Source organism: Chitinophaga niastensis (genome assembly GCF_003014755.1).
GTDB classification, from domain to species: Bacteria; Bacteroidota; Bacteroidia; order Chitinophagales; family Chitinophagaceae; genus Chitinophaga; species Chitinophaga niastensis.
Window position 1 is genome coordinate 596514 of sequence record NZ_PYAW01000002.1, and the last position, 12078, is coordinate 608591.

9 protein-coding genes are annotated in these 12078 nt (G+C 43.7%); 8 read left to right on the forward strand and 1 reads right to left on the reverse strand.

The window, feature by feature from the left end; all coding sequences use genetic code 11:
- The first annotated feature begins 84 nt into the window (after window positions 1–84).
- The 8 genes from CLV51_RS11050 (at window position 85) to ilvA (ending at window position 10491) form a co-directional block, all read left to right on the forward strand.
- A complete protein-coding gene (locus CLV51_RS11050; protein WP_106528091.1) occupies window positions 85–987 on the forward strand; it encodes a nucleotidyltransferase family protein in 903 nt (300 codons plus the stop codon).
- The gene (locus tag CLV51_RS11055; RefSeq protein ID WP_106528092.1) at window positions 978–2069 is read left to right on the forward strand and encodes a phosphotransferase enzyme family protein; all 1092 of its coding nucleotides are present in this window, start codon (window positions 978–980) and stop codon (window positions 2067–2069) included. The genes CLV51_RS11050 and CLV51_RS11055 overlap by 10 nt, the downstream gene beginning before the upstream one ends.
- 710 nt (window positions 2070–2779) lie before the next feature.
- Window positions 2780–3682, forward strand: a complete 903-nt coding sequence (locus CLV51_RS11065) for a branched-chain amino acid transaminase (RefSeq protein ID WP_106528094.1) — start codon at window positions 2780–2782, stop codon at window positions 3680–3682.
- 257 nt (window positions 3683–3939) lie between these two features.
- Window positions 3940–5619, forward strand: coding sequence for a dihydroxy-acid dehydratase (gene ilvD / locus CLV51_RS11070; protein ID WP_106528095.1), 1680 nt, complete (start codon window positions 3940–3942; stop codon window positions 5617–5619).
- The gene (gene ilvB / locus CLV51_RS11075) at window positions 5585–7333 is read left to right on the forward strand and encodes a biosynthetic-type acetolactate synthase large subunit (protein ID WP_106528096.1); all 1749 of its coding nucleotides are present in this window, start codon (window positions 5585–5587) and stop codon (window positions 7331–7333) included. The genes ilvD and ilvB overlap by 35 nt, the downstream gene beginning before the upstream one ends.
- A gap of 51 nt (window positions 7334–7384) precedes the next feature.
- Window positions 7385–7921: an acetolactate synthase small subunit gene (gene ilvN / locus CLV51_RS11080; protein ID WP_106528097.1), complete on the forward strand. Its 537-nt coding sequence runs from the start codon at window positions 7385–7387 to the stop codon at window positions 7919–7921.
- 103 nt (window positions 7922–8024) lie between these two features.
- Entirely contained in the window at window positions 8025–9071 is a 1047-nt protein-coding gene (gene ilvC, locus CLV51_RS11085) for a ketol-acid reductoisomerase (protein WP_106528098.1), read from the forward strand.
- A 163-nt stretch (window positions 9072–9234) separates the two neighbouring features.
- Window positions 9235–10491: a threonine ammonia-lyase IlvA gene (ilvA, locus tag CLV51_RS11090; protein ID WP_106528099.1), complete on the forward strand. Its 1257-nt coding sequence runs from the start codon at window positions 9235–9237 to the stop codon at window positions 10489–10491.
- Window positions 10492–10946: 455 nt separating this feature from the next.
- Here ilvA and CLV51_RS11095 read toward each other — a convergent pair whose 3' ends face one another.
- Window positions 10947–11999: an NAD(P)-dependent alcohol dehydrogenase gene (locus CLV51_RS11095; protein WP_106528801.1), complete on the reverse strand. Its 1053-nt coding sequence runs from the start codon at window positions 11997–11999 to the stop codon at window positions 10947–10949.
- Window positions 12000–12078 lie beyond the last annotated feature (79 nt).

Here is a 12078-nt window from a genome sequence, read left to right on the forward strand (position 1 = left end):
AAGTGTGAAAATAGTTTTAATGATTAAATTTAGCGCCGATATTTTTAGGTAAATAGTTGAAACATATAAACTAATATCAGAAAAATGCAACCTACTTTATTGATTTTGGCGGCCGGAATGGCCAGTCGATATGGCAGTTTAAAGCAAATCCAGGAATTTGGCCCCAGCGGTGAAACTATCATTGATTACTCTATTTACGACGCTATTAGCGCCGGTTTTGGAAAAATAGTGTTCATCATCCGCGAGAACTTTGCGGCTGAGTTCAAAGAAATCTTTGAACCTAAGCTCAAAGGCCGCGTGGCTGTTGATTATGTATACCAGGAAATGGATGCATTTGTGGGTGACCATGCTGTACCTGCCGACAGGAGCAAGCCATGGGGTACTGCACATGCGATCCTCTGCGCCAAAAATGCTATTAATGAACCATTTGCAGTAATCAATGCAGATGATTTCTATGGTACAAATGCTTTCGTAAAGATGGCCGCTTTCCTGAACAACGACTGTAAGTCTGATGTATACAGCGTTGTAGGCTACGAGCTGGGTAAAACCATCAGTGAGCACGGTTCTGTATCCCGCGGTGTATGCGCAGTGAATGCAGCTGGTAACCTTTCTGCTATCAACGAAAGAACCAAAATATACAAAAACAGCGAACAGATCGTTTACGAAGAAGCAGATGGCAGTACACATCCATTGTCGCCCGATACACCGGTATCAATGAACTTCTGGGGCTTTCATCCCAGCGTATTCAACCTGAGCCAGGACCTGTTCAACGAATTCCTGGATAAAAACCTCGCCAACCCTAAATCTGAATTTTTTATTCCGATTGTGGCTGATGAGTTTATCCGTCGTAATTTAGGACAGGTGAAAGTATTACCTACCAGCGCTAAATGGTTTGGTGTTACTTACAAAGAAGATGCACCAGGTGTGCAGGCCAGCTTGTCGGAGCTGGTTAAGAATGGAGAATATCCCGACAATTTATGGAAATAAGACCAAACACAAAGATCCTTCAGGCTTTTGGACTTGAGCCTGAAGGATTGCATGTCCGAAAATTTGGATCAGGACACATCAACAACACTTTTTTGCTCGAAAAAAAGCAGGACAACAGCAAATACGTTTTACAAAAAATCAATGTAAACGTATTTAAGGAACCAGGAATAATAGCTGCTAATCAAAGGATGGCAGCAGATTACCTGGCAGTACATCATCCCGGCTATCTGTTCATTACGCCGATCCCTACTATTGTCGGGGAAGAGCTTTTTGTAATGGACAACGAATACTGGCGCATGATTCCTTTCATTGCTGGTTCCGTTACGGTAGATCAGGCCGACAACCCAAAGCAGGCATTTGAAGCAGCCAAACAATTCGGCCGCCTTGCCAGTTACCTTTCGGGTATTGACCTGAAGCCGTTTAAAGCTTCAATTCCAAACTTTCACAATCTTACCTTACGCTACAGCGCTTTTCAGGAAGCTATCCGTACAGCTAAGGACGACAGGAAAGCAGCAGCAGAAGAGATGATTGAAGAATTCCTCCGCTACTCTGACATCGCAGTAACGTATGAGCAACTGAAAACAAATCCTGAATTCAGAGATCATCTCATGCACCACGATACCAAAATCAATAACGTATTGCTGAACAAGGATACTTATGAAGGTATATGTGTGTGTGACCTGGATACACTGATGCCCGGAAAAATCATCTCTGATCTTGGCGACATGATACGCACCTATGTTTGCCCGGTATCTGAAGAAGAAAGGGATTTCAGCCAGATCGTTATCCGCGAAGAATACTACGAAGCCCTCATGCAGGGGTATCTCGTGGAAGTAGGCGGTACTTTAACCAAAGTAGAAAAAGAACAACTGTTCTTTGCCGGGAAGTTCATGATCTATATGCAGGGTATCAGATTCCTCACCGATTACTTAAATGGTGATGTATACTACCCAATCAAGTACCCAACGCATAATTACGATCGCGCTAAAAACCAATTGGTCCTATTACAGCGGCTGATCGAAAAACAGGATGTATTGCAGGACATCATCGATAAGTGCCTGCATGTCAGTGAACAAGTGTAACAAGTGAACAGTAAATGAAATCATTTTTAGAACGTGAACAGTAAATGAAATGAAATCATTTGTCCCGGTGCATTACGCACCGGGATTTTTTTTTGTCTTTCTCCCGATTAGACTGATTAGTATGATTCTCCTGATTATATCTTTTGAGGATAAATATGAAAAAGTGTATTTCAGGAAGCTTATTGAGTTAGCAGTTGGTTATATTTTAAAAAGGAATAAAATCAGCATAATCATGATTAATCATAAAAATCATGTGAAAGAAAAGACAAAAAAGGCCGAAGGCCTTCTGATTCCCCGTCTTTTATACACAAAACAAGTAGGTCAATTTATAACGATAATGCGATTTGTTTAGAAAATGCCCAACTATCGACCTGTTTTTTTAAATATTTTCAAAAACACCTAATGTGATTAATTTTTCACGAAATATTGAACCGGCTGTTGGTTTTTATTTATTTCACGAATACTTTTGTATAAACACAAAAAAAATAATCTCCTCCCATGTGGGTAAATAAAGACAACATAAAACTTAATCACATAGTGCCTCAGCTCAATTGGGCTATCACGAAGGTCGTGATTATCGTCGTTGTCATTATTAGCCACCAGTATGGAGGATAGGTAAACGTGCATATAATCACAAAATATAAACGCCTTCCTCCGCAAAGAGGAAGGCTTTTTTTTGGACAATAATTCCCTGTTATAATTTCAATTTTATGTATAGCTATTACAACGACAACACTTTTCTTTACATCGACGGTGAATACCGTAAAGCTAATGCAGCTACAACTGACTTGTTCGGCCAATCTCTCCACTACGGTTACGCAGTATTTGAAGGCATCCGTGCTTACAAAACAGCTAATGGAGAAGTGAAAATTTTTAAAGCCAAAGAACACTTTGATCGCCTGAAGCGCTCGTGTGAGCTGATCCACATCCCCTACAAGTTTGATAACGAGGAGCTGACCGCTGCCTGTTACAAAATACTGGAGATGAACAACATGGAAGAAGCTTATATCAGACCGCTCGTATTCTGTCCGCCGAATATGACGCTGAAAGCGGCCTCCGAATCCCGCATCCTGATATGCGCATGGGAATGGGGAGCTTACCTCGGTGAAAAGCTGTTGCGTGTAATGACTTCCTCTTACGAGCGACCAAATCCAAAAGCATTCAAAATAGAATCGAAATCGGCCGGATTATACGTAAACTCAATACTGGCCTCGCAGGAAGCAAAAGAAAAAGGGTACGACGAAGCACTGCTACTGGATATGAATGGTTATGTTGCAGAAGGCCCCGGTGCTAATATCTTCTTCGAAAAAGACGGCAAAATATTTACTCCTCCTGCCGGTAACATCCTCCCTGGTATCACCCGCGCCACCGTTATCGAACTTTGCCACGAACTCAATATTCCCCTGGAAGAAAAACTGTTTACCATCCCTGAACTGAAAGAAGCAGAAGCTGCTTTCTTCTGCGGTACCGCTGCAGAGCTGATCGGTCTGGACTCCCTGGACGGACATTCTTTCAGCAAACCATGGGCACAATCACTCGGTAAAGTACTTCAGCAGGCATACAAAGCAAGAGTACTGGACAAATCCTTTCAACGGGAAGCACAATTAGCATAACACTTAGCTCTTAGCTCTTAGCTATTAGTTTTTAGCTAACTGCTAATTGCTAATAGCTAATTGCTCCTTTGAAGGTTGTAAATCGAAAAACTTACAATCCTTTGCAGTAAAGGCTTTGAAAGAGCAAAAGGCAGATTTGAAGACCGGTAATTTGGAAATTGTTGGTTTGAATATGCCACCACTACCGGGTAATTTGTGACGAAGTTTAAAATAGGATTACTGTAAACAGTTGGTAATCCGGGTAATAACAAAACGCAATGGAATTAAATAAATATAGCAAGACGATCACACAAGACCCTACGCAACCAGCTGCGCAGGCTCAGTTGTACGGGATAGGTTTAACGGAGGAAGATCTGAAAAAAGCACAGGTAGGTATTGTTAGCATGGGTTACGACGGTAACACCTGTAACATGCACCTGAATGATCTTGCAAAGGACGTGAAAAAAGGCGTCTGGGCAAATGACCTGGTGGGACTTATTTTTCACACTATCGGCGTCAGCGATGGTATGAGCAATGGTACGCCAGGTATGCGCTATTCTCTGGTTAGCCGTGATCTGATTGCAGATTCCATTGAAACTGTTGCAGGCGCGCAGTATTACGACGCGCTGATTACAGTACCCGGCTGCGATAAAAATATGCCTGGTTCCCTGATGGCAATGGGTCGCCTCAATCGCCCGTCTATCATGGTATACGGTGGTACTATCGCTCCCGGAAAATATAAAGGCCAGGATCTCAACATCATCTCAGCATTTGAAGCATTAGGTCAGAAAATGGCCGGAAACCTGGATGAAGGCGATTTTAAAGGCATCATACAAAACTCCTGCCCTGGTGCAGGTGCCTGTGGTGGCATGTATACCGCTAATACCATGTCTTCAGCGATTGAAGCATTAGGTATGAGCCTGCCCTACAGCTCATCCAACCCCGCTTTGAGCCAGGATAAAAAAGATGAATGCCTCGCTGCAGGCCAATACATCCGCCTGCTCCTTGAAAAAGATATTAAACCCAAAGACATCATGACCAAAGAAGCATTTGAAAATGCTATCACGGTTATTATGGCACTGGGTGGCAGCACCAACGCAGTACTGCACTTTATTGCTATTGCGAAATCAGTAGGGATCTCTGTAAGACTGGAAGATTTCCAGCGCATCAGCGATAAAACGCCGCTGATAGCAGATCTGAAGCCTAGTGGTAAATACCTCATGGAAGACCTCCACAACATAGGCGGTGTTCCGTTAGTAATGAAATACCTGCTCAAACAGGGACGCCTACACGGACATTGTATGACCGTAACCGGTAAAACAATTGCTGAAAACCTGGAAAGCATAGCAGACATAGATTTCACCACACAGGATATTATAGTACCACTGGAAAAACCATTGAAAGCAAATGGTCATATCCAGATCTTATACGGTAATCTCGCTCAACTGGGCGCTGTTGCCAAAATCACCGGTAAAGAAGGTGAAATATTCAAAGGCCCTGCACGTGTGTTTGATGGCGAATTTGAACTGATTGCAGGTATCACCTCCGGTAAAGTGAAAAAGGGAGATGTAGTGGTGATCCGCCAGGTAGGCCCTAAAGGTGCACCTGGTATGCCTGAAATGCTGAAACCTACCAGCGCCATCATGGGCGTAGGATTAGGTAAAAGCGTTGCACTCATCACCGATGGACGCTTCTCCGGTGGTACACATGGATTTGTAGTAGGTCACATTACCCCGGAAGCGTTTGAAGGCGGTAATATTGGATTGGTAAAAGACAACGACATCATCGAAATAGATGCAGTGAAAAATTTTATCAATGTGGAAGTAAGTGAAGAGGAACTGGCCGCCCGCAGGGCGCAGTGGATACAACCCGCATTGAAAGCATCCAATGGAATCTTATTTAAGTACGCAAAACTTGTAAAAAATGCAACAGAAGGATGTGTTACCGATGAAGACTGAGATAGCAGATAAACAGTTAATCGTAAAACCTGTTATAACTGGTTCAGAAGCAGTGATCCGCTCCCTGATAGCAGAAGGAGTAGACACTATATTCGGTTACCCCGGAGGGGCGATCATGCCTATTTATGATGCCCTGTACGATTTTCAGGACCAGGTACATCATATACTAGTCAGACACGAACAAGGTGCTACACACGCTGCACAAGGATATGCACGCAGCTCCGGCCGGGTAGGAGTGGCATTTGCTACTTCCGGTCCCGGCGCTACCAACCTGGTAACAGGTTTGGCAGATGCATACATGGACAGTACACCAATGGTATGCATCACCGGTCAGGTGGCTGCTGCCTTATTAGGTACAGATGCGTTTCAGGAAACAGATGTGATTGGTATCACCATGCCTATCACTAAATGGAATATACAGGTTACACGTCCGGAAGATATTCCGGATGCAATGGCCAAAGCATTTTATATCGCCCGCAGTGGCCGTCCGGGCCCGGTTTTGGTGGATATCACTAAAAATGCGCAGTTCGGCGAATTTGAATACGAGTACAAAAAATGTGAATACATCCGCAGCTATCGTCCTGTACCTGAACTCAGTAACGAAGCAGTGGCAGAAGCAGCAGCCCTGATCAATGGTGCCAAACAACCATTCATCTTATGTGGTCATGGTGTATTATTAGCAGGTGCAGAAAAAGAACTGATAGCACTGGCAGAAAAAGCACAGATCCCTGTAGCTTCCACACTGCTGGGACTTTCAGCGGTACCTGTAGATCATCCGATGTATGTGGGAATGCTGGGTATGCACGGTAACTACGGTCCTAATATACTCACCGGCGAATGCGATGTACTTATTGCTGTCGGGATGCGTTTCGATGACCGTGTAACCGGCGACGTTGGCAGCTATGCCAGCAAAGCAAAAGTTATTCACATCGAAATTGATGCAGCTGAAATTAATAAGATCATCAAAGCGGATGTAGCTGTACATGCCGATGCGAAAACCGCGCTGAAAGCACTGCTGCAACAGGTTACACCTGCTGAACATCCGGAGTGGATGGCGCAGTTCCGTGCTGCTGATAAAAAAGAGTATGATAAAGTACAACACGCTGAACTGTATCCGCAGCAAGGTGAGTTGAAGATGGCGGAAGTAATCCGCCTCATCTCTGAAAAAACAAAAGGAGAAGCAGTACTGGTAACAGATGTAGGTCAGCACCAGATGGTGGCTTCCCGTTATTATCGCTTTAAAAATCCAAATACCAACATCACCTCCGGTGGTATGGGTACTATGGGCTTCTCGCTGCCCGCAGCGATGGGCGCTAAAAAAGGCACACCTGAAAAAGAAGTGGTAGCCATCATCGGCGATGGTTGCTTCCAGATGACGCTGCAGGAACTGGCCACTATTCACCAGTCGCAGATTGGTGTGAAAATAGTGATCCTGAACAACAACTTCCTGGGCATGGTAAGACAATGGCAGCAACTGTTTTTCGACAAACGCTATTCTTCTACTGAAATGGTCAATCCCGATTTTGTACAAGTTGCCAAAGGATTTTATATCCCTGGTAAAAAAGTATCTACGCGGGAAAATATATCCGAAGCTATTGATGAAATGCTGGCACACCAGGGCGCTTATCTGCTCGAGGTAGTGGTGGAAAAAGAAGACAACGTATTTCCAATGGTGCCGGCGGGTGCTCCTATTTCCGCCATCAGACTGGAGTAACAGCGCAGATAGCAGGATTCATATTGATCATTTGTAATTCACAACAGGTATATGCAAAAAGAATATACAGTAACGGTATATACGGAAGATCGTATAGGTATCACCAACCGTATCACTATAATATTTACCCGCAGGGGCATCAACATCACCAGTTTAACCACAGCTGAAACAGAGATTCCCGGTGTGTATAAATTCATCATAACGGTAATGTCTACACGGGAAAAACTGGATAAGGTAGTAGGTCAGATCGAAAGACTGATCGAAATTCACAGGGCCTTTGTACATGAGGAAGAAGAAGTAGTTTACCAGGAACTGGCGTTGTATAAAATATCTACTAAATCATTACATACAGGAGATATTGAAAGATTGATACGCGAGAATCATGCGCGTATCCTCACCATCACTGCTGATTATTTTGTAATCGAAAAAACAGGTCACCAGCAGGAGTTGATAGATTTTATCAAAAAACTGGAACCATATGGTCTGATAGAATACTCAAAAAGCGGTCGCGTTGCCATTGTAAAATGGAGCCGTCGTTTCCATGAGCACCTGAAAGACCTGCAGGCTAAAGAAGCTGTTAGCGATTAGCTTTTAGCTTTTAGTAAGAAATTATAACTAATTACATTCATTATTCAAATCACGTCTCAGCTAATAGCTAAAAGCTAATAGCTAACAGCTAAAAAAACAACACATGGCAACCATCAATTTTGGAGGGGTACTCGAACAAGTAGTAACCAGAGAAGAATTCCCTATGGAAAAAGCAAGGGAAGTGCTGAAGAACGAAGTGATTGCAGTAATCGGTTATGGCGTACAAGGTCCTGGCCAGGCACTGAACCTGAAAGACAATGGCTTTAACGTTATTGTAGGTCAACGTAAAAATTCTAAAACCTGGGATAAAGCGGTAGCTGATGGCTGGGTTCCGGGCGAAACTTTATTCGATATCGAAGAAGCAGCACAGAAAGGTACTATCCTTCAGTTCCTCCTGTCTGATGCAGGACAAATCACCCTGTGGCCTACACTGAAACAACACCTCACTCCTGGTAAAGCACTGTACTTCTCCCATGGATTTGGTATCACGTATAAAGAGCAAACCGGTATTATTCCTCCTGCTGATGTAGACGTGATCCTGGTAGCTCCTAAAGGCTCCGGTACTTCTCTGCGCCGCCTGTTCCTGGCTGGTCAGGGTCTGAACTCCAGCTACGCTATCTTCCAGGATGCTACCGGTCGTGCACACGAACGCGTAGTAGCACTGGGTATCGGTGTTGGTTCCGGTTACCTGTTTGAAACAGATTTCAAAAAAGAAGTATTCTCTGATCTCACCGGTGAACGTGGTTCACTGATGGGTTGTATCCAGGGTATCTTCGCTGCTCAATACGAAACACTGCGTAAAAATGGTCACTCTCCTTCTGAAGCATTCAATGAAACAGTAGAAGAACTGACACAGTCGCTGATGCCACTGGTAGCAGAAAACGGTATGGACTGGATGTATGCTAACTGCTCTACTACTGCTCAGCGCGGTGCGCTGGATTGGTGGAAGAAATTCAAAGCAGCTACCCAGCCTGTATTTGATGAACTGTACGCCAGCGTTGCAGCAGGTAAAGAAGCTGCCCGTTCTATCGCTTCCAACAGCACACCTGATTACCGTGAGAAACTGAACGAAGAACTGAAAGAACTGCGCGAAAGCGAAATGTGGCAGGCAGGTGCGGCTGTACGTAAGCTGCGTCCTAACAATGCTTAATCATTTAAAAGATAATTACTGATGGCAAACCATTTTCGAATTATTGAAATTATTGATTTAGGTATCTGATTCCTGAGATAGATTTTACTCAGCAATTATATACCCGGATCTCTAATTTCGACAATTCGAAAATGGTTTGCCATTTGTACTTAAAATACATTTTATGTCTGAAGTAATGAGTAGTGTGAATTCCCTGAATATCCTTGACGCAGCGGTGAAACTGAAACCGGTAATAACCCGTACCCCGCTGATGTATAGTGCCAACCTCTCCCGGCGCTATAACTGTGACGTATATCTGAAAAGAGAGGATATGCAAATTGTACGCTCCTATAAATTACGCGGTGCATATAACCTGATCAGCAGCCTCCCGGCTGAATTGCTGGCAAAAGGCGTTACCTGCGCCAGTGCAGGCAACCATGCGCAGGGCTTTGCCTATGCATGTAAAGCAATGAACATCAAAGGCGTGGTATTCATGCCTATCATCACACCCAAACAAAAGGTGAACCAGGTGAATATGTTCGGTGGCGATAATATTGAAATCCGCCTCGTAGGCGACACCTTTGATGATTGCTCTGTAGAAGCACAGGCATTCACCATTGCCAACAGCATGACCTTCATCCCGCCGTTTGACAATCCAAAAATTATTGAAGGACAAGGCACTGTGGCCATAGAGATCCTGGAAGACCAGTCACAGGTAGACTTCCTCTTTGTACCCGTTGGTGGTGGCGGCCTCGCAGCGGGTGTTGGTACTTACTTTAAAACATACAGTCCTAAAACACGTATCATTGGCGTAGAACCGGAAGGCGCCCCCTCCATGCTCCGCGCACTGGAAAATGGCGGCCCCGTTACGCTCAACGAAATAGAACGTTTTGTAGACGGTGCTGCTGTTAAAAGAGTAGGTACACTCAACTATGAAATTTGCAAAGATGTGCTGGATAAAATGCACCTGGTACCGGAAGGTAAAGTTTGCTCCACCATCCTGAGATTATATAACGAAGACGCTATCGTGGTAGAACCCGCCGGCGCTTTATCTATCACTGCCCTGGACGATCACGCAGCAGAAATAAAAGGCAAAAAAGTAGTATGTATCATCAGCGGCAGTAACAACGACATCGACCGCATGCAGGAAATAAAAGAACGTTCACTCCTGTACGAAGGACTGAAACATTATTTTATTGTACGTTTCGCACAACGTCCCGGTGCTTTGAGAGAATTTGTAAATCATATCCTCGGGCCAACAGATGATATCACACGATTTGAATATATACAGAAACATAATAAAGAAATAGGCCCTGCATTAGTGGGCGTGGAACTCAAATTCCGCGAGGATTACGACAAACTGATCGCCAATTTCCATCAATATAATTTCCAGTTTACCGAGTTGAATAAAGATGATAATCTCTTTAGCTACCTGGTGTAATTGTTTTTCCCAGGATTAGGCTGATTATGCTGATTACCCTGATTTTTTTTTGATTTAAAAAAGATTAGCGAAGATTAAAGCGGGTATTTGTCTGAACTGTGATTTTTATGATTAATGTGATTATCCTGATTAGCGGAGATCTTAGCGGGTATTGTCTGAACCAGGATTTTTAGGATTGAATGGATTACCCTGATGGATGCCGAAGATTTTAGCGGAGATATACGTTAATATCTTCCATATAAAAAACATAACACCCATCAGGGTAATCCATTCAATCCTAAAAATCCTGGTTCAGACAATACCCGCTAAGATCTCCGCTAATCAGGATAATCACATTAATCATAAAAATCACAGTTCAGACAAATACCCGCTTTAATCTTCGCTAATCTTTTTTAAATCAAAAAAAATAAAATCAGGGTAATCAGTATAATCAGCCTAATCCTGGGAAAGACAATCTAACTCTTCTTCAGGCTAGCAATATCAATCACAAATCTGTATTTCACATCTCCCTTCAGCATTCTTTCATACGCAGTGTTGATATCTTTAATGTCAATCACTTCCACATCACTGGTGATATTATGTGCAGCACAATAATCCAGCATTTCCTGTGTTTCGCGGATACCACCAATCAATGATCCGGCAATGCTCCTGCGGCCCATAATAAGATTGAAAGCTGGTACAACAGAAGGTTCCGGAGGAACGCCCAAACAGATCATTACACCATCGAGGTTCAGCAGATTTAAGTAGGTACTGTAATCATGCGGTGCCGAAATAGTATTGATGATAAAGTCAAACTGGCTGCGTAGTCCCTTCATCCGATCAGTGTTAGTGATCAGTGCAAAGTGATGCGCACCTAATCTCCTCGCATCTGCTTCCTTGGAAGGAGAAGTGCTCAGCATGGTTACTTCCGCACCCATAGCCGCTGCCAGCTTCACGGCCATGTGACCTAAACCACCAAGACCCAGCACCGCTACTTTATGTCCTTTGCCCACTTTCCAGTGACGCAGCGGAGAATAAGTAGTAATACCTGCACACAGCAAAGGCGCTACACCTTCCAGTGGCAATTTATCAGAAACTTTCAGTGTATATTTTTCGTCTGCAACAATTTGTGTGGAGTAGCCACCATACGTAGGTGTTTTACGATCCATCTCCATACCGTTATAAGTGCTGGCACCACCGGTTACGCAGTATTGCTCTTCACCATCTTTGCACGGAGTACATTCGCGGCAGGAATCAACGAAACAGCCAATACCGGCCAGGTCACCAACTTTAAAGCGGGTTACGTGATCGCCAATTTTGGTAATACGTCCTACTATTTCATGACCCGGTACCATCGGATACATAGAATTACCCCACTCATTTCTTACCTGGTGTATATCTGAATGGCATACTCCGCAATATAAAATTTCAATCTGTACATCATGCGGACCAACTTCCCTTCGCTCAAAGCTCCATGGACCTAATGGCGAAGTAGCATCCTGTACAGCATATGCTTTTGTTGCAATCATGGTATAAAATTTTAAACCCGAAGCTACGGAATTTGTCTTTAACCGTTTTTTCGATAACTTAAACATCATAGACCGAAAA